The sequence below is a fragment of the Pedobacter superstes genome, from assembly GCF_037622515.1.
In the GTDB taxonomy this organism is placed as follows: Bacteria; Bacteroidota; Bacteroidia; order Sphingobacteriales; family Sphingobacteriaceae; genus Paradesertivirga; species Paradesertivirga superstes.
In genome coordinates this window covers 148,732-173,188 of sequence record NZ_JBBJCN010000002.1, presented here as the reverse complement: position 1 = coordinate 173,188, position 24,457 = coordinate 148,732, and the positions used below count along the sequence as shown (strand labels likewise).

Here is a 24,457-nt window from a genome sequence, read left to right as displayed (position 1 = left end):
CTAACGGATTTGAAACTGTTAGTAACCATTGTCAGGAGAACTTGTTTAAGTTATGTTTGATATTAAAGTATTTATAATCAGATACTTAGGTTTTAAATTTGACTAATCTTTTTACCTTTTTGCTCAATATTTGTACCTCAATTATTGCTTAACCGACTAGGTTTGTTTTATGCTTACAGAGAAATCGATACTGTCTTTAAGCCTATAAACCATAATTACTAACCATTAAGTAAAAATCCAGAAAGGAGAGCATATGATTTGAATATTCCTAAATAATGCTCATCGCTAATCTGAGCCCCTATAAATAAATAATAACCAAATTATAATCACGTTAAGCATGTTTCATTTTACTTATTGGAAAGATCGCATGAATATTGCGCGTCTTCCACAGAACTTATCAAAAGCCTCAACTTGTGCAACGGTCATACTGGTTATGACAATTTTTGCACTTCCAATGTCAACGTCGGCATTGCCCAATTTAAAAATTTCCAGGCACTTAAAGGTTGATCCTGTGACGATAACCGGAACCGTTAAAGACGATAATGGAGATCCGCTCCCAGGCGTAACGGTAAGGGTTAAGGGATCGAATATCGCAGTCGTTACCGCTACAAATGGTAAGTATAGCATCCGGGTTCCGGATGGTAATTCCGTTCTTGAATTTTCCTTTATCGGCTTTGCATCAAAGGAAGCGAAAGTGGATAATAGGTTGGTAATTGATGTTGCACTAGCTGAGGACGCCCGACTTCTAAATGAAGTAATAGTCAACGTTGGATACGGTACAGTTACCCGCGAGCGTATGGCTGGTTCTGTATCGTCAGTGCGTGCTAAGGATATTGCAGACTTTCCAGTGTCTTCAGCAGCGGAAGCCTTAGCGGGGAAGCTTGCAGGTGTTTCTGTTGCTGCTACAGAAGGAGCACCTGGGGCAGACATAAAGATATTAGTCAGAGGCGGAACTTCCATTACGCAAGATAACTCACCGCTTTACATTGTAGATGGGGTTCCTCTCGAAAGAGCTCTTTCTATAATCTCACCAAGCGAAATCGCAGCGATTGACGTGCTCAAGGACGTTGCATCAACAGCCATCTATGGTGCTCGAGGTGCAAATGGGGTCGTGATTATAACTACCAAAACAGGTAAGGCCGGAAAAACATTAGTAAGTTTCGATACTTACGCAGGCGTAAGAAATATCACAAATTATATTGACATGCTGAGTCCTTATGATTACGTAAAAGCTCAATATGATATGAACATGATCCATTTTGGTGGTGGGCTAATTACAGATACTGCTACGGTAAACGGTTTTAGAAGGAGATATGGCAATGTAGAGGATTTTGAGATTTATAAAAGTTTTCCGAGTGTAAATTGGCAGGAGAGAGTCTTTGGCAGAAAGGCATTCTCTAATACTCAGATCTTAACAGTAATGGGCGGTACCAGGTCGAGCACTTTTAACTTTAGTGTTAATCGGACTGATGAAGATGGAATAATGCTTGGTTCTAACCTTGGAAGGACATTTGCCACTTTCAGATTTGACAATGAAATTTCGAAAAGATTCAAGGTCGGAGTAAACGTTCGTTATAGTGATCAACTTGTGACTGGTAGTGGGACATCAACAAGCGGTTCGAACGCCGGACTGCAAAATTCTGCAAGGTTTCAACCCTTTGAAGGAGTTAGTAATGCTCAAACTCGCAGTGATGATGCATTTTTTGAAGATCGAATCGACTTAAGTACGCCTGTTACTGCGGCTCTCCGAGATCAGCGTCTAAACAGAAACAGAGATCTGATCACAAGTGGTTACCTTAATGTTAATATCGGACCCCAGTGGACATTCAGATCAAACATAGGTTACCGTAATGGTGATAGTAAAAATGATGCATTTAGAGGGGTTGTGCAGTATGAAGTCTCTAATTTTTCGAGATTCGGCACCTACAAAGATCAGCCATTTATTGACTTAAGTTCTTCGAGAAGTGTTGGAATCACAAACACCAATACACTAAACTACCGGGGCTCGTTTCTAAAAGATCATAAGATTGAAGCCTTGCTTGGGCAGGAAATTAATCATGTAAATAGCGATAGTTACTCGCAAAATATTCGTTTTTTTCCCTCTAATGTTACCTGGGAAGAAGCATTTGGAAATGTGCAGGCAGCGAATGCCCCACCTGGATTTGTACAAAACATGCCTGTAAACAACGTGCAGAGTGAGCGGTTGTTTTCTTTCTTCGGCCGAACTATGTACTCTTTTAAAGAGAGGTATAATTTGAACTTATCTTTAAGACATGATGGGTCTTCTAAGTTTGGTCCCGAAAATCGATGGGGAACCTTTCCTTCTGCCCAGGCAGCGTGGAGATTATCAGAAGAGCCATTTTTTAAAGACTTAGGTTTAAAATGGGTGGGTAACGTTAAGTTCAGAGCAAGCTACGGTACTGCTGGTAACAACAGAATAAATAGTGACCGGTTGTACGCAACAATTTATGCTACCAGCTCGTCGGCTGGCGGATATGCTGATAGTGACAACTCCCAAACCGCGGGCTTGTATCCGACAGCTCTGGAAAATCCAGGATTAAAATGGGAAACAATCGTCTCAAGAAACCTTGGATTAGATATGGACCTGTTCGGTAATCGTTTAACTGCCTCCGTAGATTTGTACTCTAATACAGCGAACGATCTGTTGTTAAATACAAATGTACCGCAGCAAATAGGTTACACATCGCAAACTCAGAATATAGGCTCTACCCGAAACAGGGGAGTGGAACTTCAGCTAAACTCTCAATTGTTTAAAACAAGGCACCTAAATTACAATACCTCATTCAACATATCATTCAACAAGAACATTGTTTTAAAATTAAATCAGGGAAATTCCACCACTTATGGCTACGGACTGGCTTCCGGAACACCAAGTATATCTGGAAACGACTTCTGGGTTCAAGTAGGGCAACCGGTCGGCTTGTATTATGGCTTTGTCGCGGATGGCTTATACACATTGGATGATTTTGACAGAACATTTTACGAATCTGAACTTGCCGCAGGGAGACGTACATGGCGTCTTAAACCCGGAGTTCCTAACGCCGGTAGCAACGCTGCATTGAACCAGGGTATTTTTCCCGGAGTGTTGAAATTAAAAGATTTAAATGGTGATGGGAACATAACCGTTGATGATAGGACCGTCATAGGGAAAGCGCAACCAAAATTCTTTGGCGGCTGGAACCATCAATTAAATTTCAGAAGCTTTGATATGAGCTTATTTATGAACTTCTCTTATGGAAATAAAACGTACAATGCTAATAAGTCTATATTCCGATCTGCTGTCCAGGTTAATGGAAACAACTTTCATGCAGATACGAAAGATAGATGGACATACTTTGATCAGAAGGGTGTAGTTATCACAAAGTGGGAGGACATGCAAGCTGCAAACGTTGATACAAAAACGTATGGTATCACGTATGGAAATCCTGTACCGCTTTCAGACGCAATTGAAGACGCATCTTTCTTGAGAATTACCAATCTGACGTTAGGGTACACTTTGCCTGAAAAGTTGATTTCCCGAACCAAAGTGATTTCAAAATTCAGGATGTACGCTACGGTAAACAATCTACGTACGTTCACACGGTATAAAGGCTTCGATCCTGAAGCAAACACGCGCTTTAGTCCGCTCACTCCCGGGGTTGATTATAATGCTTATCCACGCAACCGCTATATGCTTGCCGGACTTAATGTTACATTCTAAATTGATATCAAAATGAAGAAGATCATTTCAAAATATATAATTATTGGCTCAATAGGAATATTGATAAATCTCAGTTCATGCAAGGATTATTTGGATTACCAATCCCCTTCGCGATTGAACGTAGAGCAGGTTTATAGTAGTGCAGAATATACAAACACAGCAATACTAGGCATATATAACAAGGCCGCGGGGAGCAGAGTTTATGGAAATAACCTTTCAATAAGCTTCCCCAATGGCGCTGACGATTTTTGGATAAGAGGTAGTGCTAACTATGACGTAAGCGGACAAGGCGCTATCTCCACTTACGGTGAATCGCCAACTAATCAAAACCTCCTCAATACATTCTCTCAGCTTTACGAAGGTATAGAGCGTGCGAATCTTGCATGCAAGTACATTCCAAGTTCCGATTTGTATCAAAAAGGAGCTGCTGACGTGAAGTTAAAGATGAAACGCTATTACGGTGAAGCTCTGGCCCTTCGTGCTTTATTTTATCTCGAGCTTATAAGAAATTGGGGCGATGTTCCGGCTTCCTTCATTCCTTCTGCGGATTTAGAATCACAATTTACTACTCATGCGAATCGAGACAGTACATATGATCGAATTCTCGATGATTTAAAATTAGCATCTGACCTTGTAGGCTGGAGAGCGGAAGTGCCCGAATATAAGACTTATCGATTGACAAAGGCTGCAATAAAGGCTTTGCGTGCCAGGATTGCCTTACACAGAGGAGGTTATTCTCTCAGAACAGATACAAAGGTAATGGAGAGGAAACCGGATTATGAAAAATACTATCGTATTGCTTTTGATGAATGTAACGACATCATTAAATCAAAGCAGCACAACTTAAATCCCGTATATGAGAATGTATTTAAATCACTCCATTCCGGAACAGCTCGCTTCGACAATGACGCTAATGAGATAATGTTTGAAATCGCAATGTGGGGTGCTATAAATGATAGTGATCTGGCGAGAACATATGGTTTGCAGTTTACTAATACTGCAGATCCTTGGGGACAAGGTGGAGGCGGTGCAAAAGCAGTTCCTACTTATGTATATGAGTTCTCCGGTGTAAATGACTCAAGGCGAGATGTAACACTTGGATTTTATGAGGTGAGAGATGGGGCCATGAAGCGCCCGGTAAGTTTGATAAATCTTACCTGTGCTAAGTTCAGGAAATCGTGGACCCAGTTTGATAAAACTTCGCCAAGCTTACAGTTCGGTGTTAACTGGCCTATTGTACGTTATGCAGATGTATTACTAATGTTTGCAGAAGCCGCGAACGAATTGCAGGATTTCTCCGGAGCATTAACACCATTAGCCGCTTTAGAGCAAGTGCAAAGAAGAGCGTTTGGTTCAAATCCCATACCGTCGCCACCTGCGGGGAAGGCAGCGTTTTTTAATGCTATTGTAAAGGAAAGACTTCTTGAGTTTGGCGGCGAAGGTATCAGAAAATATGACCTTATACGATGGAATTTACTTGGGACGAAGATTCAGGAAGTAAGGGCTAATATTTTAAAAATAGCATTAAATGCCCCAACTGAAAATAATTCGTATGCAAATCTTTCGGAGTTCATTTACTTTAAGCCCGCGGCATTTAGAAATGGAAAGAGTTCGGAAGAGGTTGCAAGCTTGGATTTGTATGGAGGTACACCAGAAACGGTCTTTTATACAAGAAATACCGTTAACCCCGGTGGAGCTTATTCGAGTGTTTGGTGGCGACGTGAACTTGGTATCTGGAGTAATGGGGTGTTGACCAATCCGTCGATATACAGCGACTCTAACACTGGCTACATGCTGAAGTTTGAACCTAACAAAAAGGAATTACTCCCTTATCCAGACCGGGTGATAACTGAAAATAGAGGCGGCATAACACAGAATTTCGGGTGGCAGTAATATACCTGCATTTATTATAAGCAAATAACATGAAAAAAAATATTCATAACATAATTATAGCTGCAGCATTTCTGATATTTTTCAGCGTCGTGGCAGCGTGCACCAAGAGTTTTGATGGATATGTTGAAGATCCAACAACCAATCGAGCGTTTGTGCCTCGGGATTTCAGAGTGCGGACCGCTCAGGATACCGCTGTTTTTACCTGGAATCTTGGAACTTTGGCCAGTGGAAGGAGATATACGTACAAGGTGGAAATATCCGGAGACTCTACTTTTCAAACTGTTGAATATGCCCAATTAACAGATACATTGGGAATAAAAGTATTGGATCCGACACTTGCCGTGAATAAGAAGTATTACGCAAGACTAAGAGTCGAGCCATACTTCGGTTCTGAAGCCTCCCGCTGGGTAAATTCACCTTCTTCTTTTAGGCTAGGGGGCCAGCAGTACCTCAAATTGATTCGAGATTTTGAAGTCAATTCAACTTCGGTCATCTTGCATTGGTATACAAATTCCAGTACATCCGGAATTGATAAAGTTCTTTTAACGAAGGAAAACGATCCACAATTTATTTCCGTTCCTGTCTCCGCCTCCGAGGCTCAGGCCGGAGAAAAAGTAATTAGCGGATTAACGCCGGGTACGAAATATTCAATTCAGTTGATGGCCGGCACAAAAAGTAAGGGGCTCGCGGCTTTAGCAACGCCTACAGCACCGACCTATACCAGCACGCTTACTAATGGTGCAGACTTAGCCGCTGCGATAACATCTGCCGCCAATGGTGATGTGATTGGATTGGAGCCTGGGACATATGTATTAAGCTCTATTTTTAATCTTTCAAGTAAAAGAATAACACTCAGATCTACATCAAATAATCCCCTTAATACAAAAGTGAAAATCCGTGAGCTTAATCTTGTAGGAGACAGTGCTGCCGTCACCTTGCTGGGACTTGATGTGGATGGAAACTACTCTGGTACATCGAAAGGAGGCACGTTTATTCAGCTAAAAGGAACTGGTGGAGATGGCAACGCAGCAACTTTTGGAAACATAAGACTGGAAAATTGTCATGTACACAATTTTACAAGAGCTATAATCAGAGGTAATTATGGCACTGCCGCAAATAGTCACATTATACCAGCTATAAACATCAGCAACTGTTTAATATATGATGTCAATCCATCGGGATCGGATACTTACTATATGTTTAGTCTTGAGAAACTTCAAGTGCTAAATATAAACATCAGTAAATCGACATTTTACAACCTTGGTGATGGACTGATCAATATGAGTACAACGCTAACCGGGACTGCTATACCGGCTATTACTATTGATCAGTCAACCTTTAATAACATTGGCTCTCAAGGAAAATACCTTTTGTATGACGTAACTAATAACAGAGTTGTGGCAAATATCAAGAACAGCATCTTTGCTAATTCTCCGCTGTCAGGCCAGTCCATTAACGGCACAGCTTTTAGGTCGACAAATACAAATAGCACACTTGCTTTTACCAACAATAACTATTTCAAGCTAAATAGTTCATCTACATCAACTTCGAAATTAGTTTTAACGGGGCTCAGCCAGAGTGGTAACTATGAGATCGATTTAGGCTGGACCGCGGTTACAAATAGTTTCAGTTTGGGGAATTTACCCCCCGATAGCCCTTTGCTCAAGGCGAGCTCAAGTGGGAATACAATTGGTGATCCCCGGTGGGCTTACTGATTGTAAACCAGGTTGATACGCATATCCCTCCTTTTTAAATAATTATTGGTTAAACTTCGGCAATATCTCCCCGGTATTGTCGAAGTTATTTTATCAGAACTTGACTTGGACTTTGTACTTAATTCCCTTACTATACGGCAACAACGGTTGCCTATCAAACGGGTGATGCTAGTTTATATTTGAGTTCCGGGGGTGGAGTCATAGGTGGTGGTCAGCATGATAGTGTGAAAAAGGCAGTGAGACAGTTAGTAGCTTAGCACAAAATTATCTTAGCAAGGCAAAAAAACTGATACAACCCAATTAACCTGGAGAGGCTCGAACTCTCGACCCATTTATTAAGAGTCAAAGTTTGCATTATTTTTAAGGTGAAAAAACCGCGTTTCTGACTACGATGGTCAATTTAAGTAAGATTGGAAAGTGGCAAATTTCGTTGTGACGTATTTGTGACGGTGGGGTTTTTAACTTCCACAAAAGAATAAATGATAGTTACCCTTAACATAAAGAAAATATATGCGCTATTAGTAGCGTATATTCGCTAGTTATGCGCAAACAGCCTGTATATGAAAAAAATGCTGACAATCTTACTTATCGTTGCTTGTTTTAAGGGCTACCCGCAGTCATCCACTGACCTAGAGAAGTTTATCATAGCAGTTGACAGCCAAGTCGCAAAACTGAAAAGTGACACATCAAAAATAAGGGGCTGGAGCAGCGAGTTAGGAAACTACGAAGAAACAATCTACCTTGAGTTTAAATTAGCGGCTAACAATGACCTAGTGAGGGTATTAGTCGATAATCCAGGCAAGGAAAAAATTCTTTACTACTTCAATAAGGGGAAACTTTTAGGTGCCAAGGTTGAAATGAGCAAGGAGTTTAAAACTTGGGAAGGAAAGTCGCTCGCTATTCGCCAGCCAGAGCCAAAACGGGGCGAGGTGACACTCACTTCTCCCGACGACCAGACTTATGAAAATGTCTCACAGCAATTAGCAGTGGATGGATATGGATGGAAAAGTCATTATAAAAAGATTAAGGAGTAATTGCAAGTGCGACTAACGAATGTCAGCGCATAACACGGGCTTGTTGAAATTGCGGCCTGACGCGGTTTATGTTACTTCACTGCTTTCTATTACATTAGTCCTGGCTTGACAAATTGATCTGCGATTAATGCCGCAACAGCAAAAATCCTTAACCGCTAGGTGAAAGCATATGGAGAATCTACAAGAAAACATGAAAAATCGATGGAATTCAGTTGATTGTAATTTGCTTTTCAACGATGACTTAGTTAGCCGCCACTAGGACAGCTTACAAGTCAGATCTTTTGATATGAAATTTTTATATTCGTGAATAATGTGCTAATCAGTTACCGTTATCTCTCCGAAAATGGGTGTATTACGGAAGTTTTATGGCACATATATACTAGTTAGCGGTAATTATAACGAACGACACCACAGCACTAACAAATTGACAAATGACACCACCGAAAGACAGAGTAATAATTGCAAGTGATGTTAGCGACAGAGATGGCATTGGCGTTGAAATTTACCGTGACGACAAGTTAGTAATTGAAATATTTCGTGACGACACAAAACGCACAAGGACTGTTACACTTTACCAACAAGACATCTCATTGGACTTGCTTGAAGAAAGCATTCAGACTTTTAAAAAAGAAATACCTTGGGACTTTATTGATTACGACAACTTCAAATAATCGGACTGATGCCATTTCCAGTAGACATAAAATATATCATTGAAACAGAGCAAGAACTTGGACTTGTATTTCCCGACAGTTTCAAGTGTAAAATGACAAAAGAAAATGGAGGAGAACTAACTACTGAGGATGATGACTGGCAACTATTTCCGTTTTTTGACAAGTCGGACAACAAAAAAATGAGCAGGACTTCCAACCACATTATTTTAGAGACCAAACAAGCAAGGTCGTGGGACAATTTCCCGGACAACGGAATTGCAATTGCTTCAAATGGTTCAGGCGACAATTTGATTTTATTACCACTTGACAACGACAACAAAAAACTAAGAGAAGAAATTTATTTATGGCAACACGAGACGGGCGACATTCAGCAAGTAGCGAAGAAGATAGACGAACTGACGGAAGAATAACTACCGCTAACAGCACATTTGCAATAAGCGGGGTTTCGTGCTCCGCAGACAGTTTAGTGGTAGCCGAAAGTTTTGTGCTCCGCATGAACATTTGTGCTGAAAAGCCCGCCCATCGCAAATCTGCAAACTGTTACACACAAGCTTAAAGACACCGGTAAATTGAAAGATAGAATCGAAATCATCGTATTTGATTTTTTTGTGAATTCCTCGGATTTCAATGGAATCCCTTTGCGGAATATTTCGCAAAAGTTAGACATAGACTATGAAAATTCAATTGACCTCATAAAAGAACTAGTAGTCGATGGTGTTATTTCAATTCAGTCAAGCACTAATCCTCATATTATCGGATTCCAGCATTATCCAATTGACAGTCAAATACGCATTTTAGAAGAAGCAAAAAAAACAAAAGAAGTTCTACACGCATTTGGAGAATTTACAATTTCATCAGAAGATACAGAATTTCCCATATGCCTTTATCCCAGCAAAACGTATCTTCAGAGGGCGCGGGACTTATCAAACTTTGGCAACGCAATTTATTCGAAACAACTTGCACTGGGAGAACCACATTTAAAGCCAATTTTCTTTGAAATAGAAGTATTGGATAGATACTTTAATGACCCAAGATTTGATTTTAAATTCGAGGATTACTCGGGACGCATTTCTTGCAATTACGGTGAAGACGAAAAACCCACTGTAAGAGAAGAAGATGATATTTTTCTAAAGACTTTTGGGTTAGGCTTTGATGAAAAAGGTGACAGACTGGCAGTAGTATATTTACGTTACCTAAAAGATTTGACCCCTGAACATCAAGTTTATTGGAAAAGCAAGGAAAAAACAGGCAATTGTGAGATGCTTGAAGAGTATCATCAAAATACGATTCAAGGAAACTGGACGTCTTCATACTCAATCTTTTCAGGCTTTATAGGAGAGCAAAAATGCATTAACAAGCTAACCGAATTAGTCTTCTCTAAGCCATTATTTAGGAAGACATTTGAAAAAGAAAATAGACCTAAGGAATTTACATTTTTCTTTTCACCGACCTTAAAAAATTATAATGATTTTATCTTACTACTTGACAAGATGATTTCTGAAAATATCAATAAGGACTTTTTTGAGGGAAAGGTTGAGCTTTTTGAATTCAAAGAATTAGGGAATGGCCTAGTAGAGAGACAATCTAAAGGCACACTTCAAATTTTTGAAGAGTGGTTGTCTTCTGTCTTCAACGTGGATGGAGAAGGTTCTGTAAATGAACTTTTCAAGCCATTAAAAAGGATAAGAAGAGAACGACAAAATCCTGCCCATAAAATTAACGAAAATCAATACGATTTGCAGTTTATTGATAAGCAGAAAGAAATCATGAACGAAGCTTACGATGTATTTAGAAACTTAAGAAACATATTTCATCAACATCCCAAAGCAAGGAATTTTGAAATTCCTAAGTGGTTGGACAATGGTCAAATCAAGACATTCTAAAAAGAAAGCCAGCCTGTAACATGTCTATTGCAAAAATGGCAGGCGACGTTATTCTCGAAACTTTTCTACATTTAACTAAGTTTTGTGCTAGATGACAGTGACGTGCTTTCTATCCGCCATCTTCGCAAGCCCTAACCGTTAGCGGCAACCATAAAAGACCATGCAAATTCGACAAATAGTTGAAAGATATATTCAATCTGACCGAGTGACAAGACGGGAATTAAAAGTCCAAGTCGGGCAATCAGACTCGACTTTAAACTCGCTGTTAGGGTTTATGGATGAATGTGCTGTCGAGGCAGTCAGGCAAAGAGATGCAAACTATGTAACGCTCGGACTTTATGCTAATGTTTTAGAGGGCAGTAGGCAAGATTTTAGAGACAACATAATTAACTTGACCAAGCTCTATCACAGCTGCATAATTCTAGAACTAAATCCTGATTTGAAGTTTAAAGAAGTTAGTAGTCAGACCGAAGGAACCGGCAAGGAGTTAATTGAAAAATTTACCATGCGACAACCTGAGGACAAAACCTTACAATGTATGGGCTTAAAGACAGCATTTTCGCCTGAATTTACTTTTGTTCAAGTTGACTTTGACGACGAATATTTAAGTGAAACCGAATACTCGGAAGCCACAGACCAAAAAATCATAAGTGGCAGCCACTAACATCGGGTTTGAGTTATGCCCGCGTGACGTGAATCTCTGTCATTTTCTACTTTTCAACTACTTTAGTACTGGCTACAGTGAGGTACTATTAATCGGGCACAACCTTAAACCCTTAATCGTTAGTCTCAAAAAACGATGATATCTAAGTCTACTCGCTTAATTAATTAAATAATTAATCGGGAGCACATAAGTTACCAGGTTTTCTCATTGTTTTTAATTTTATTAAGAACATCTGTTAATCGCGAATCAACTCCTCCCGACATTTTAATTGTTTCTTCTTGATTCTTAATCGCTTCTGCTTTTCTGCCTGACTTATATAATAAGTTAGTATATGTATTTAAAGTAGAAATATCTTTACCATTCTGAATGTAGATAGCTTTCCTGCACCATTTCAAAGCTGCATTAATAGATTTTGAATCATCACACTTGGATAAAATAGTCCAGGCATAGATGTTTAATCGAGAGCCATCTGCTAAGTCCCCATTTTTCAATATATAATGTTCAACGGATTCACTAAACTTAGGCCAATTTTGCGTCCATCCGTAATACATTGGCTTTGATTCGATAACTATATCTTCTGCCAACATAGGATATTGATCATTCAACTGCATTGTAAGTTTATTCCAGTCTGGATTTTCTTCAATATTTTCACTGCTGTAAGAGAAAAAGCCTTCTCCCATCTTTATTCTTGTTCCGCCCTTTCTAAGATATGGTATGACGACTTCAGTTGTCACTATATCTTTAACAATCTGAAGACTTTTACCGTTTCCTAGAAATAAATCTGCTTTTATGGAATAATTTTGAAAGATTGAAAAACCAGGATCATTACTTTTCAATGTTGCAACAAGGAGAAGTTTAAGGTTTTCCTCGCTTAAAAGATTCTTTTGAGTTTTAAGATATTCGTTAGTAATTAAAGGTATAAAATCTGAGTCACTAGCTCGAACGGCTGCTTTTTGTAACAAAAGAAGAAAATCCGGATCTTTTTTTCCAGCTTCATACCTCCGCTTGAGAATATAATATTGTTTATCAGGATTCAATGCATCTTCTGACTTAGAAATAAACTCTTCACCAATAGCTGACGCACCTACGATTCTATGTATATACTCACCATCAGGACTAAAAAACAAAAACGTAGGGTAGCTTTTTATAGCATATGCGCTCTTTATCATTTTAGCATCTTTATACCAGCTTTTTATCTCTTCATTATCGTTCTTTGTAATATCAAACTGCACCTTCACACTAATAAAGTTTCGGTTAAAAAATTCTCCTACCTTCTTCTGTGGGAAGACTGTACTGTCCATCATTCTACATGGTGCGCACCATGTAGTATAGGCATCTAAAAAAATAAACTTCTTTTCTTTTCTAGCTTTCTCTTTCAATTGATCCCAGGTAAGCCCTTGATGAAAAACTACACCCTTCTGTCCTTGCGCATGGATAATAGTACTACTCAGTAATAATAAAACAACTATGATTTTTTTCATATTTAATTGTTATAAATATTAACAAAAAACAAACTCTAGAGATATTAACCTCTCTATCAGTGAGCTTAATTTACGTTTGCAATAAGATGAAATAGGTTTAAATTTTTATAAGTAGAAAGTTAACAAATTAAAAGCGTAAACGATTTGTTCCGATATTAAAAAAAAAATCGGGCGCAATATAAACCTTCACCGTCAGTCTCAAAAAACGATAGTTACTCTTAACAAAAATGAAATATATGCGCTATTAGTAGTGTATATTCGCTTTTGTGTGCAATGGCAGAAGAAAACAGTAGTAAAGTTCACAGCATCAGATCCATCTTCAAATGGTATTAAAGTAACACAGGGAGTCGTTGATCTCAAATTTTGAAGACTTGTTTTCGTTTTTCTTACCGCTAAATATAAATTATCTACTTATGAAAATTATTTTACTTGCTATTTTTTCCTTAACAATGTTCGGCTGTGCGTCAACTTCACAAATTGTAAAATTTCAACATGAAAAAGAGCTTCATTCAGGATCAGCCAGAATGTATATACTAAGACCATCGATTTTGGGTTCCGCTTTCAGAATGAAAGTATATGCCAATGATAAGTTTATAGGCAAAACAGGACCGAAAGGCTACCTTTGTTGGGATGTAACAGAGGGCGAATATACGTTGAAAACTTCTGCAGAAAATGTCGACTTGTTTACGGTTAATGCAAAAGCGTGCAAAACGTATTATATAAAGCAAAAATATAAGCAGGGAATCCTCTCCGTTAGGTCATCATTAGAACTCCTTGAAGAAAAAGAAGGTCGAGCAATCGTTTCAAAATTGCAACAACCAACAGTAAAATACACTGAGTAAATATAATTCGTCAGCAGGACTGTTTAAATTATATGTAAGCGTTAATTCAGTTACTTTAGTCTCAAAAAACGATTGAATGCTTCGATTGAGTGAACCGCTTTGAATCCGAAAATATGCGCAGAGGGTACTTGTTAACTGTAACTATAAGACGCAAGAAACGACCGTCGTTGCCACACTTGAGATTTAAAAACAAATATTTATATAACCTATGACTCCTACAACGGCGACTTTCCCAAAGGGGATTCTGATGATTGGCAGAATCATGCTACTTTTTAGTGCTGGCATAATATTCCGATATTACAACTTAAAACACCAGGCTTTTGAAGTGCCAAATGAACCCTTCTTTCATACTGTTTTTGATATTTTAAACGCCACCTGTGGACTCCTTCTTTTATCAAAAAACACCATTTATATTCGCATATCACTACTCATCATTGCTGCAAAAATAATTTTCCAAATCCTAAGGGTAGCAACTGGATATTATTTCGTGAGCACGACGCCCGGTATTATACTTATGACCACATCTGTTGCTATCCATCTGTTCTTCTTTATTTATATCCGAAACAAAATCAATCAATACCTTATAGCCCTGCCATCCAAGTATGCGTGATGTTGAATTGACGTAGTTAACTTCCGGTGTAAATTATATCCTGGCGACGTTAGTCTCAAAAAACGATACTTTTGTAAGCTAGTGATCGGTTTGTATTCACTAGTTATAAATAATTTTAAGAGAGAGCAAACCATGGAATTAAAAGACTTCATTTCAGACTCTATTAAACAAATTACTGATGGACTTATTGAAGGTCATGAATATATTCAACAAAAGTCGCCAGGTGCTTTTGCAAAAGACAATTTGAAATCAAAGAAATTCGCAGACTTTGAAGATCCCGAGATTGAGGCCAGGACTTGTCTTATAAAACGATGGTTACTCAAATATTCGCTTGTTGACTTCCTGACTTATTCTACTATATCTTAATTGTTTTCTATTAATTCTATCATAGTCGATATATCATCAACGAGTTGATTTGCCGAACCAGCGTATCCTGAGTCTTTAAATCTTATAAAGCCTTTCTTGTCTATGATAAATTTCTCTGGGATACCTTTGACGTAAAAGGCATTCGCAGTTTTATATTGCTTACTATTTAGAATTCGTTCATCGAAAACATAATGGAAAGGATATTTAGTACTTGAAATATATTTTTTTGCCGCTTTAAATGAGTCCTTCTCGGTTTCCCAAGTGTCAATAAATAGAAATTTTATATTTTCATTATTCTTGAACTTATTGATTGCTACTTCCATGCCGGGAAAGGATTCCTTACAAGGCACGCACCAGTTTGCCCAAAAATCGATGATGAGTATCTTTCCTTTAAAATCATCCAACGACACCACTTTTCCGGCGGTATCTTTGAGAGCAAAGAAAGGAGCAGGTTCGCTGATCATATTTTTTATTAATTGGTTACGCGTGTTATTTTTTATTACGATTTCAAGATTACTATAATACCTTTCATAGCCAATAGCCGACCCATTGATTGCTATGTAATTTTTTCTTAATTGGCCTAGCATTATAGGAGACTTAAATCCTTTTTCAATGGCACTCTCAATTACTTCAATCGCTTTTTTGGACTCCCCCGCAGCAGTTAACATTAAGCTATAGTGTTCTGATATCAGTTCGGTCGGTTGCTTTAATTCTTGATAAACCGGTTTTAGAAGACTTACCGCTTTTTCGACGTTTCCTTGTTTATATAAAATAAATGAATAGGTATCAGTAAAATTTATATGTCGTTGTTGTAATTCAATTAGCCATTCGTTTAAAGGTAATGCTGTTGGCTTAAATTTGGCTGCATTTTTAAGAAGATAATTATTGAGATTCAATGATAACACAGAGATTTGTTCTGCATTCTTAATTAGTTCGGATTCATCTACCCAGTGGCTTGCTACATTATTTAAAATTTTCGATAATGAAACCTTGTCTTTAATTAAATCAATATAGAAATTATATTTAAGGGTGTTTCCCTCGACAAGATAATTTAATGCTAAAATTCTCCTAAGTTCATCATAATTAGGTTTATTGTTTTTAACTAAAGTTTCTGGAAACGTTTTCTCAATTTGATCAAAGATACTTTGTTTCTCCTTGAGGCTGTCAGTGTTGTAGAAACGCGAAATGAGTAATTCGTTGTCAGTTTTGCCGCCATTCACCTGGCAGAATCCATTATGAAATATTATAAGTCCGATGAATGTAAAAAGGAATCTTTTCATAATTGAGTTTTTAAAATGCTTATTGTGTGATATAATCCTAGTAGCAAGGTAAGTCTTTTTTTAAACGTCATATTTAGAATAAGTTAGAATATTCTCTCACAATAATTAAAAGCATTATCATATAGAAAAATACTTCCAATTTCAGGCTGGTATGGAAGTGTGCTATTTATCCTGAAATAGCAATAAAGCTTAAAAGGAAGTTCCAAAAATGATAGAACAAGTCAATTTCCGAAATTATTAATTACTTTAGAACTGTGTCTACAGATATCTATGGCACCATATAAACGCCTAACGTTAGCCGAAAGGCAAATAACCCTACCAAATGAAATTTGCTATTAAAGAACTGATTTTTGTTACGCCCTTTCTAATTGCGGTAAATTGCTTTGCCCAGCCTTCTGACCTCACTCATCCTGCCAACAAAAACAGATCTGGCACTGTTAGCTATTCTATTCTTCGGATTCCCGAGGGATTAAATCCGATAATCATATACGATGGTATCACGCTTTTTAATGTTACTTCTTTAAAGGAGTTGGACCGTAACACTATCAATTCAGTCAAAAGAAGTCAAAATACTGTACTTGATAATAATAAGGAAACTAAGTTTAATGGAGTCATCGAAATAACTACAAAGGATGAAGTCAATGCTAGTTTGAAATATATTAAAGAAAAGACGGAGTACTGGATTAAAGAGCATCCTCTGGCCGTATTTTATCTTAATGACGAATTGCTTCTTACAGACCTGGAAAAATTAAACAAATTAACGTCACTAAAAATCGAAAACATCAAAGCAATCAGACCTCTCAACTCATACCAGGGAACACAACTTTTGGGAAAAATAGGAGAATATGGTGTAATGCAGATAATGACTAAGTAAGCGAGCATTAACAGGTACTAAGTAAGCGAGCATTAACAGGTAAGGCACGTACAATTGAGCAATTATTATCGTCCTGAAATTGATAAAGTTACCGAACTAATAAATGCATTGGTACCTAAGAAATATGAGATCTGGTATGATAAGCAGAGATTGGTGCGCCAACTGAAGGAATGCTATATAGGCAAGAATTCAATTGAGTAGAAGACTCACCGTATGTAATGGTGGATGCGCCTGTCACGCCACGGATATATGGGGGTAGGGGTCCCTGTCTCAAAAAACGATAGTATTTTCTCTTAAAATGAGAAGCAGCAGTAAATTATTTCTAATATGTTAAGATGTACCCATGATTTCAGGTCCGCTTCTCGGTGAAATAAGCATGTTTATAGATGTTAAAAAAGAAGCTAAATAAAGACTTATTATTACTAGAGCTGTTGCAAGGCTTGTCTTACAGTATCCTTGTTGGGCTTAGAAATGGGTATCTTTTCACCAGAACTCAACAGCAGAATGCCACCGTCTTCTTTAAGCCAGCTTTTTACAAACTTTGGGTTTACTAAATGGCTTTGGTGAGTTCTTAAAAATCCGTTAGGGCGCAGTAAATCTGCATATTCTTTAAGCGATTTAGAAACTAATATTTTTTCCTTATTAGCCAGGAAGAAGTAGGTATAAGTATTATCGGCTTCGCAACGGATAATTTCTGATAAAGCCACATACCTAATTTCGCTTTGCATCTGGAGTGCAATTTTGCTAACATTCGTTTCGGGCTTTTTTATTTGTTGCAGTAAAAAGTCGAGCTGTGATGTTTGTATTCGTTTTGCCAGTTTGTGTTCGGCTTCATTTACCGCATTTATCAATTCTTCAATATCAAGGGGTTTTAAAAGATAATCTAAGGCGGCAAATTTTACAGCCTGGATCCCATATTGGTCGTAAGCGGTAACAAAAATAACCTCGAAATTACGCCTTGGAAGAGTTTTTAGTACATCAAAACCTGTGTGCTCGCCCATTTGAATGTCCAGAAACACTAAATCAGGCAAATACTTTTCTATAGCATCAACCGCATCACTTACATTTTGCGCCGTTGCCATTATAGTTACCTGCGGACAATGCTTTCCTAGCAAAGTCCGCAGGTTTTCTAAGTTAGAAATTTCATCATCTATTAAAATTGCCTTCATTATATTATAGCCAATCGGTAAATGTTAAGTTTATTTTTGTCCCGCTAGTGGTTGAATCTATGGCTAAAGTAAAGCGATTATCTTTATAGATACTATTTAATAGTGCTATTCTACTTTCACTTAATTGCAGACCTAAACCATTGCTCTTTTTTCTTGTGTCAAAGCCATTTCCATTATCGGTAACGGTTAATACCAAATCATTTCCTTGCTTAATAAATGTGATAATAATTTTGCTGTCGCTAGTTTTTTGCGATATGCCGTGCTTCACCGCATTTTCTACGAACGGCTGTAGCAGCATACTTGGTATCTCGATGTTATCTAAGTCTAAGTTTTCGGAGTGGTTAATTTCGTACTTAAAACCGAACCGCAATTGCTCCATTTGCAGGTAATCGTCGAGTAAATTTCTTTCTTGTGATAAACTAATCAGTTCTTTATCATCAAGCACGTTACGGGTTAACCGGGCAAATTTAGAGAGGTATTTATTGGCATTATCTATTTCGTTCTTGTTCATCAAATTTTGAATGCCCGAAAGTGCATTAAACAGAAAATGAGGATTTAGCTGGGAACGGATTGAGTTAAGCTGGAGCTTTGCAATGTTCTTTTGCTGTTCATTTTCTTCCAGCTTTTTTTTATTTCTTTTTTTGGTGAAGTAAAGGACAACAAGAGCGAGTAATCCTATAGAAAATGCGACAATAAGCGAATATATTAAAAGTTCTTTTTTGGAATAGTTTTCTTCATCTAAGGTTATAGAAAGAGTATATCTAGCGGTATATTTTTCTAATTCTTTTGGCGGAGTATGCCCTGTAAAAGATGGCTGAATAATAATTTCATAATCACCCGATTTTTTAAAAATATTTTTGTTGATTTTTATGTAAGGTGAAAACTTACGTGCTTCATCAAGGAAGCCGCCATATTGCCAGGCGGTTGATTCGAAGACTGTTTTATTGGATTGTTTGTCTTTTATTGAAAGGTAGTAGACATAGTCTATTTCTGATCTGACTTTTACAATTGTTAGTTCGTCGTCTTTTTTAGTGAAACTAAGTTTTGTCCTTTCTTTTGGGTTGACTATGTGCCTGTAGTCAACGCCTTTGTTAGTAGCGAAACGCTTTGCTAAAACTTCGATTTTCGCTCTCGGAATAGGTTGTCCATAAAAAATAGATTTATAAATATCATTGGGTTTTTCGATGCTATAAACAAGTGTTGTAATAATTTTACCCTTTATAGGGAAAATACCTAGTGTTGTAGAGCTGAAAACTTCTTCGTCCCCCGCGTGAGCATCTTTCAGTTGTGCCATATTGATCGACTTATTGACCACTATGGGTTTATTATCCTCAAAAATGGTATATCGGTAGTGCTGAACCCTAATATTCTTTCTAAAATAAATCTGGATACTTACATAGTTTGCGTCTGGTAAATAATTAAAAGAGGTATTAGGTTGATTGGGGAATACGTTGTCATAATAAACGTTTTTGGCTGCACTATCTACTCGCATAAGTAATTTTCCTCCGGCAGGGTAAGTCGTGCTAGAAAAGTTGATCCCTTTTTGGGCATTTACTGTAGATAGCGCAATAATGAAGCTGAGAAAGGTGAAGATTATCTTTTTCATAATGTTAAGTTTAACTTTCATCAAACTTGAAACAATAATAGCCAAACTAAAACCATAAAACGGGAAAGGCAGTGTTTGAAATAGTATATGTATGGTTTTATGCAGTATTTGAATAATGCCCAAATAGTGTGTATATGCCGGAAAAATATAGTCATTCCGACTCGCGGCAATGTACTTGGCACTCTAAATGAGGTTCACCCTTCATTCTAATCCAATCTTTAAAATCGACTAAATAATAAGTTTAAAAATGACTAGTTTGGAGTGTAATGAGTTTTCCAACTATAAAGCTAGCGGCGTTAAAATCCTCCAAACTAGTAATTAATAGAAATTGTCTCAAAAAACGATGGAATCCAGTTCATTTTTAATTTGCTTTTCAACGATGACTTAGTTAGCCGCCACTAGGACAGCTTACAAGTCAGATCTTTTGATATGAAATTTTTATATTCGTGAATAATGTGCTAATCAGTTACCGTTATCTCTCCGAAAATGGGTGTATTACGGAAGTTTTATGGCACATATATACTAGTTATGCACAAGCAAAAGAAACCGAACTACTCGACTAAAGACGACTTTTGAATGAAAGTTAAAATCTTAATTGCCTTAGGAATTTTAATTGTTGTATCTGTATTTATCTACAAGACAGTTTCTCCTAAAAATGAACAATATTACACCCGTCATTTTCACGAAAAGGAACAAGGTTTTGCGGAGATTAAGAACTATCTATTAGAGAAGTACGCTTCAAATAGTGCCTCACGAGGCAAAGTGAGGTTAATATTTATCAATCCAAATAAGGCGGAGAAGACTTTAAAAATAGAAATTATCGACCCGAGCCTTGTGACACAAATGGAGGATTTGAATATTTCTGATATTCACCTTGAGAATGAGGCTTCTTCATGTTATAAAAACTTCTATTTCGATAAAATCTATTTTTCTTACTTCAAGAGCTCACACCGTCCAACGGTAGACTACGTTTATTCTATTTGCGACCCAGATACAGGTAGTTACTCCTCTGACAAAGTAACTAATAGGTTTCTTAAGAATAATTGGGGACTTCTGATTGACAATAGTTTTTAAGAAATATGAAGTTGAATAAAGATTGCCTGTGCATAACAAAGGCTCTGTTGCTATTGCTGGTTTCGGTGGTGTATGTTATTTCGGTGCTTTCTACTACATTAGTGCTGGCTTGAAAGTGACGTGCTATTAATGCCGCAACAGCAACAAGCCTAACCGTTGTGTGCAATTATGATTGAGAAACAACCTATGAGAAGAAAAATTACTTTTACAGCTCTACTATTATCAATTTCAATCTTTGGATTAGGGCAAGAATTACCAAAAGCGAAATCCAAGAATCACATTCAAATTAAAGGAACAAATATTTTCATAGTTCCACCTGCAGCATTTGAGATTTCAAATAATTTCAAAGGTTTTCAAAATCCATTTGACCCAACTTCGATGATAATGACGATGGAAATTCCTGGACCTTATTCAGAAGTTACAAAAGGGTTCAATTTCGACATGCTCAAAACCAAGGGTATGGAATTAAAAGCCAAGAGGGAAATTAAGGTAGCCGATTTCAATGGACTACTCATTGAATTAAGCCAACCAGCGAACGGCAAAATATTCTCAAAGCAAATTTTAATCTATGGTAATGATAAATCAACTACGCTCATAAATGGTGTTTACTTGAACGATTCTTTAAGATTAGGAGAAGAAATCAAAAAAAGTATTTTAACGACCATTGTCGACTCTGAATTGCAGAGCGACCCTAGAGACGCATTGAATTATTCGCTAGATGAAAGTGCTGGTTCATTAAAATTTAAGGCTGTAGTTGGAAATGGAATGCTATTTAATCGAGATCTTAAAACACCAACTGAAAGTATCGACAAAGCAACATTAGTGACTGACAAGTCATTTGCTAAAGTCGAGATTGAAAACAAAAAGTTGTTCTGTATTTCGAGACTAAAAAAATACCCTGACGATTACTCTGTAATTCCGGTCAAAGGAATCAACGAAATTGAATTGGACGACCTGAAAGGATTTGAGCTTTACGCAAAAAATAATGACAAAGACAATGAAGAGATGTGTCAAGTGATATTGTTTGACAATGATGGGGGCTACTACCTGTTTGTAGGGACATATTTAGCGAAAAGTGAAAAAGCTGAGACGGATATAAAAAGTGTTGTCAGGACATTTAGAAGAAAAAAATAACTGCACACAACACCACCTTGCCACAATGCGGGTTGAAGTGGTGATAGCAACTTCAGTGCTTTTTACTAATTTTATCAGTAGGCGAAACTTTGGTGCTTTTAATCCCGCACTGCGGCAAGCCTTTAACGTTAACTGCAAATGTAAAGACCTGAACACCCCTATATAACAAAGTATTAAATCTGACCAATAGCAGCAAAAAAGAATGATCCCAGCAATTTACAGTATCGTTATTGCAATTGTAAGTTTAGCTTTATTTCCAAAGACCGAGAACCGCTACTTTAAAGTTTCTTTATTGACCTCTTTTTATGGTTTGCTGTGCTTTATTCTATTGCAAAGTCTTACAAGTAATATTGGAAGTCCTGACAGTTATGAATACAGTAAATTATTGGACAAAATCAATAAGCAAGAATTAAGAATACAACAAGCATCATTGATTATATTATTTACTTTATTGCTTTTATCGTGCATTCTGTCTTATTTTCAAGTACTAAATGTTTCAAAAAAAATCTACAGGATAGTATTAGCGGCTCAAGTTTTATTGACATTATTGACTGGTTATATTTATATTCTTTCAGGTGCATTTATTATATAGGAAAAAGTAACTGTCGGTAAATGGAACTATTAGAATTTGCTTTATCTGACCTGGGTTCAAAACCCACGATCAAATTGACAAAACAAATAAGGGCTTCAATTCTAAGCGATTTGACAAGTTGACAACACTGAAAATAAAAACATCAGCAGTTAACATGGGTTTTGCAAAAATGGCGGGCGACGTTATTCTCAAACTTTTTCTACATTTAACTAAGTTTTGTGCCGGGCGACAATGAAGTGCTTTTTATCCGCCATCTTCGCAAAGCCCTAACCGTTAGTGGCAAACGTAAAGTGACTGCCGCAACGTCCAGCCAGGGAAAAATAAAGAAACATAGTAATATGGGGGTTGGATTTAATTTAGATGTTAGGTATTAACCTAGGACAAAAACTTGAGTTCGACCATTCTTACTTTGGGAAAAGTGTTTGCTAGTCCTACGTAGAAGGGAAATAGTTTTACTCCAAATATAACCAAGAGATACCCCCCTAATCCCCTTCGACACCTGATTTGTAAAAATAGGGTGTCCGTAGCTTTTTTCTTTCGTCTTCTAGTCTATCTTTATTCATTAATTTAAACGCGTTGAATTTTCAATGTAGCTTATGAAAATTTTAAATATCCTCGTCATTTGTTTCCTCGTCCTTACACAAAATGTTTTCAGCCAGACTCAAGTACGTAAGAAATTTACAGTTCAAGGGACAATTAATTCGGATACTGGAACTGTAAAGCTTATAATGCTTGCGGATTCCAGCTTCTATCGGCATCCCATCATGTTGAGTAGTAAAGTAGAAAACGGTAGGTTTACGTTTAACGGGTTAATAGACGAACCTCAAGGCGTCTTATTACGTTTCGAGAACAGGTATGAATCCGCAATGTTCTTAATTACCAGTGGTCATCAGTCAATCAAGGTTGATACACGACTGCCTGGAAAGCCCCCTGAAGTGAAGGATTATGTTTATCAGGATGAAATTAATGACTACACCGCAAGTCGGATTCATTTTACGAGAGATAATGATCTTTTCCGCAGACAATGGGACAGTCTTGATAAGGTTTATAATCGTCAAATACCTTCCGAAATTAAGCTAAAATTAGAAAGGAGACGTAGCAACCTCTATGCGCGAAGTGATAGTCTTTTACTGGCACATGTCATAAGGCACCCTGACTCTTACCTAGGGTTATGGAAGTTGATAAACCTCGCAAGCTTCTCCGGTTATGAAAAAGTTTTCGATGCAATATTTAATAATTTTTCCCCTAAGCTAAAACAAAGTTACCCAGGAACTAAATTAGCTGAAATGCTGAGGGTATCAAGATCAGCCTCCTTAGGTAAGGTGTTTCAACTTTCTAATTTTTTTGATAGACAATCCAAACAAATCGACACCAGGTTTTTTTCGAAAAACAGATTCACTTTGATAGATTTTTGGTATAGTAACTGCAGTCCATGTATAGCCCAGTTTCCAGAATTAAAAGAAATATATGGAGAGTTCTCAGAAAAAAGCTTTCAGATTCTTGGCATTTCAACGGATAAGAATCAGTATGTGCCACAGTGGGAAAAGGTAATTGAAATGCATAGTCTTACCTGGCCACAGTATCGAGACCCCGGTGGCCTAGAAGCCTCAAAAATCGGCATAAATGCGTTTCCAACCAACTTTCTGGTAAACGAAAGGGGAATTGTCGTTGCTAAAAATATTTCTTTAATTGAGTTGAAAGACTTATTGAAAAGGGAGCTTAATTGACTTAAGAAGCCAAAGAACTCCTACTAAGAATCTATATTTATTTTTCTAAAGGTCGGATCTATAAAAATTTCTCGGCACAGCGAAAACCCTTCACCGATAGTTTCAAAAAACGATCAATAAC

At 37.4% G+C, this 24,457-nt stretch carries 18 protein-coding genes; 14 read left to right on the top strand and 4 right to left on the bottom strand.

Features of this window, described 5'->3' with window-relative positions:
* The first annotated feature begins 337 nt into the window (after nucleotides 1–337).
* The 8 genes from WG906_RS06160 (at nucleotide 338) to WG906_RS06125 (ending at nucleotide 11,581) form a co-directional block, all read left to right on the top strand.
* Nucleotides 338–3,721 (top strand): SusC/RagA family TonB-linked outer membrane protein, encoded by a 3,384-nt coding sequence (locus WG906_RS06160; protein WP_339991668.1) that lies wholly within the window; start codon nucleotides 338–340, stop codon nucleotides 3,719–3,721.
* 12 nt (nucleotides 3,722–3,733) lie between these two features.
* A complete protein-coding gene (locus WG906_RS06155; RefSeq protein ID WP_339991667.1) occupies nucleotides 3,734–5,614 on the top strand; it encodes a RagB/SusD family nutrient uptake outer membrane protein in 1,881 nt (626 codons plus the stop codon).
* Nucleotides 5,615–5,643: 29 nt separating this feature from the next.
* On the top strand, nucleotides 5,644–7,329 hold the full coding sequence (locus WG906_RS06150; RefSeq protein WP_339991666.1) for a DUF4957 domain-containing protein: 1,686 nt from the start codon (nucleotides 5,644–5,646) through the stop codon (nucleotides 7,327–7,329).
* A 560-nt stretch (nucleotides 7,330–7,889) separates the two neighbouring features.
* Nucleotides 7,890–8,363 (top strand): hypothetical protein, encoded by a 474-nt coding sequence (locus WG906_RS06145; protein WP_339991665.1) that lies wholly within the window; start codon nucleotides 7,890–7,892, stop codon nucleotides 8,361–8,363.
* Nucleotides 8,364–8,794: 431 nt separating this feature from the next.
* Entirely contained in the window at nucleotides 8,795–9,034 is a 240-nt protein-coding gene (locus WG906_RS06140; protein ID WP_339991664.1) for a hypothetical protein, read from the top strand.
* Between the two features lie 8 nt (nucleotides 9,035–9,042).
* A complete protein-coding gene (locus tag WG906_RS06135; protein ID WP_339991663.1) occupies nucleotides 9,043–9,444 on the top strand; it encodes an SMI1/KNR4 family protein in 402 nt (133 codons plus the stop codon).
* 159 nt (nucleotides 9,445–9,603) lie between these two features.
* On the top strand, nucleotides 9,604–10,917 hold the full coding sequence (locus WG906_RS06130; RefSeq protein ID WP_339991662.1) for a hypothetical protein: 1,314 nt from the start codon (nucleotides 9,604–9,606) through the stop codon (nucleotides 10,915–10,917).
* Between the two features lie 160 nt (nucleotides 10,918–11,077).
* Nucleotides 11,078–11,581: a hypothetical protein gene (locus tag WG906_RS06125; RefSeq protein ID WP_339991661.1), complete on the top strand. Its 504-nt coding sequence runs from the start codon at nucleotides 11,078–11,080 to the stop codon at nucleotides 11,579–11,581.
* Nucleotides 11,582–11,772: 191 nt separating this feature from the next.
* Here WG906_RS06125 and WG906_RS06120 read toward each other — a convergent pair whose 3' ends face one another.
* Complete coding sequence (locus WG906_RS06120) at nucleotides 11,773–13,062, bottom strand: thioredoxin family protein (protein WP_339991660.1); 1,290 nt, start codon at nucleotides 13,060–13,062, stop codon at nucleotides 11,773–11,775.
* A gap of 413 nt (nucleotides 13,063–13,475) precedes the next feature.
* Here WG906_RS06120 and WG906_RS06115 point away from each other — a divergent pair, with 413 nt between their 5' ends.
* Both WG906_RS06115 and WG906_RS06110 read left to right on the top strand, forming a co-directional pair.
* Nucleotides 13,476–13,904, top strand: coding sequence for a DUF2846 domain-containing protein (locus tag WG906_RS06115; RefSeq protein ID WP_339991659.1), 429 nt, complete (start codon nucleotides 13,476–13,478; stop codon nucleotides 13,902–13,904).
* Between the two features lie 742 nt (nucleotides 13,905–14,646).
* Nucleotides 14,647–14,880, top strand: a complete 234-nt coding sequence (locus tag WG906_RS06110) for a hypothetical protein (protein WP_339991658.1) — start codon at nucleotides 14,647–14,649, stop codon at nucleotides 14,878–14,880.
* Here WG906_RS06110 and WG906_RS06105 read toward each other — a convergent pair.
* Nucleotides 14,877–16,160 carry a TlpA family protein disulfide reductase gene (locus WG906_RS06105; RefSeq protein ID WP_339991657.1) on the bottom strand — a complete coding sequence of 428 codons (1,284 nt, stop codon included), beginning with the start codon at nucleotides 16,158–16,160 and terminating at the stop codon, nucleotides 14,877–14,879. The two genes, WG906_RS06110 and WG906_RS06105, sit on opposite strands and share 4 nt — an antisense overlap.
* A 322-nt stretch (nucleotides 16,161–16,482) precedes the next feature.
* Here WG906_RS06105 and WG906_RS06100 point away from each other — a divergent pair, with 322 nt between their 5' ends.
* On the top strand, nucleotides 16,483–17,034 hold the full coding sequence (locus WG906_RS06100) for a hypothetical protein (RefSeq protein ID WP_339991656.1): 552 nt from the start codon (nucleotides 16,483–16,485) through the stop codon (nucleotides 17,032–17,034).
* A gap of 422 nt (nucleotides 17,035–17,456) precedes the next feature.
* Here the strand turns inward: WG906_RS06100 and WG906_RS06095 are convergent, their stop codons facing one another.
* Nucleotides 17,457–18,203, bottom strand: a complete 747-nt coding sequence (locus WG906_RS06095) for a LytR/AlgR family response regulator transcription factor (RefSeq protein ID WP_339991655.1) — start codon at nucleotides 18,201–18,203, stop codon at nucleotides 17,457–17,459.
* A 4-nt stretch (nucleotides 18,204–18,207) separates the two neighbouring features.
* Nucleotides 18,208–19,809 carry a sensor histidine kinase gene (locus tag WG906_RS06090; protein WP_339991654.1) on the bottom strand — a complete coding sequence of 534 codons (1,602 nt, stop codon included), beginning with the start codon at nucleotides 19,807–19,809 and terminating at the stop codon, nucleotides 18,208–18,210.
* Between the two features lie 576 nt (nucleotides 19,810–20,385).
* Between WG906_RS06090 and WG906_RS06085 the strand changes: the two genes are divergently transcribed.
* The 3 genes from WG906_RS06085 to WG906_RS06075 all read left to right on the top strand — a co-directional run bounded on the left by WG906_RS06085 (nucleotide 20,386) and on the right by WG906_RS06075 (nucleotide 24,336).
* Nucleotides 20,386–20,883: a hypothetical protein gene (locus WG906_RS06085; RefSeq protein WP_339991653.1), complete on the top strand. Its 498-nt coding sequence runs from the start codon at nucleotides 20,386–20,388 to the stop codon at nucleotides 20,881–20,883.
* Nucleotides 20,884–21,051: 168 nt separating this feature from the next.
* On the top strand, nucleotides 21,052–22,017 hold the full coding sequence (locus tag WG906_RS06080; RefSeq protein WP_339991652.1) for a hypothetical protein: 966 nt from the start codon (nucleotides 21,052–21,054) through the stop codon (nucleotides 22,015–22,017).
* A gap of 1,188 nt (nucleotides 22,018–23,205) precedes the next feature.
* Complete coding sequence (locus WG906_RS06075) at nucleotides 23,206–24,336, top strand: redoxin domain-containing protein (protein ID WP_339991651.1); 1,131 nt, start codon at nucleotides 23,206–23,208, stop codon at nucleotides 24,334–24,336.
* The last annotated feature ends 121 nt before the right edge of the window (nucleotides 24,337–24,457 follow it).

What these genes read in the sequence shown, in the direction of transcription:
- WG906_RS06140 (WP_339991664.1), top strand. Translation starts at nt 8,795, where the DNA reads ATGACACCACCGAAAGACAGAGTAATAATTGCAAGTGATGTTAGCGAC.
- WG906_RS06145 (WP_339991665.1), top strand. Translation starts at nt 7,890, where the DNA reads ATGAAAAAAATGCTGACAATCTTACTTATCGTTGCTTGTTTTAAGGGC.
- WG906_RS06150 (WP_339991666.1), top strand. Translation starts at nt 5,644, where the DNA reads ATGAAAAAAAATATTCATAACATAATTATAGCTGCAGCATTTCTGATA.
- WG906_RS06105 (WP_339991657.1), bottom strand. Translation starts at nt 16,160, where the DNA reads ATGAAAAGATTCCTTTTTACATTCATCGGACTTATAATATTTCATAAT.
- WG906_RS06110 (WP_339991658.1), top strand. Translation starts at nt 14,647, where the DNA reads ATGGAATTAAAAGACTTCATTTCAGACTCTATTAAACAAATTACTGAT.
- WG906_RS06085 (WP_339991653.1), top strand. Translation starts at nt 20,386, where the DNA reads ATGAAAGTTAAAATCTTAATTGCCTTAGGAATTTTAATTGTTGTATCT.
- WG906_RS06090 (WP_339991654.1), bottom strand. Translation starts at nt 19,809, where the DNA reads ATGAAAAAGATAATCTTCACCTTTCTCAGCTTCATTATTGCGCTATCT.
- WG906_RS06120 (WP_339991660.1), bottom strand. Translation starts at nt 13,062, where the DNA reads ATGAAAAAAATCATAGTTGTTTTATTATTACTGAGTAGTACTATTATC.
- WG906_RS06125 (WP_339991661.1), top strand. Translation starts at nt 11,078, where the DNA reads ATGCAAATTCGACAAATAGTTGAAAGATATATTCAATCTGACCGAGTG.
- WG906_RS06075 (WP_339991651.1), top strand. Translation starts at nt 23,206, where the DNA reads ATGAAAATTTTAAATATCCTCGTCATTTGTTTCCTCGTCCTTACACAA.
- WG906_RS06100 (WP_339991656.1), top strand. Translation starts at nt 16,483, where the DNA reads ATGAAATTTGCTATTAAAGAACTGATTTTTGTTACGCCCTTTCTAATT.
- WG906_RS06095 (WP_339991655.1), bottom strand. Translation starts at nt 18,203, where the DNA reads ATGAAGGCAATTTTAATAGATGATGAAATTTCTAACTTAGAAAACCTG.
- WG906_RS06135 (WP_339991663.1), top strand. Translation starts at nt 9,043, where the DNA reads ATGCCATTTCCAGTAGACATAAAATATATCATTGAAACAGAGCAAGAA.
- WG906_RS06155 (WP_339991667.1), top strand. Translation starts at nt 3,734, where the DNA reads ATGAAGAAGATCATTTCAAAATATATAATTATTGGCTCAATAGGAATA.
- WG906_RS06080 (WP_339991652.1), top strand. Translation starts at nt 21,052, where the DNA reads ATGATTGAGAAACAACCTATGAGAAGAAAAATTACTTTTACAGCTCTA.
- WG906_RS06115 (WP_339991659.1), top strand. Translation starts at nt 13,476, where the DNA reads ATGAAAATTATTTTACTTGCTATTTTTTCCTTAACAATGTTCGGCTGT.
- WG906_RS06160 (WP_339991668.1), top strand. Translation starts at nt 338, where the DNA reads ATGTTTCATTTTACTTATTGGAAAGATCGCATGAATATTGCGCGTCTT.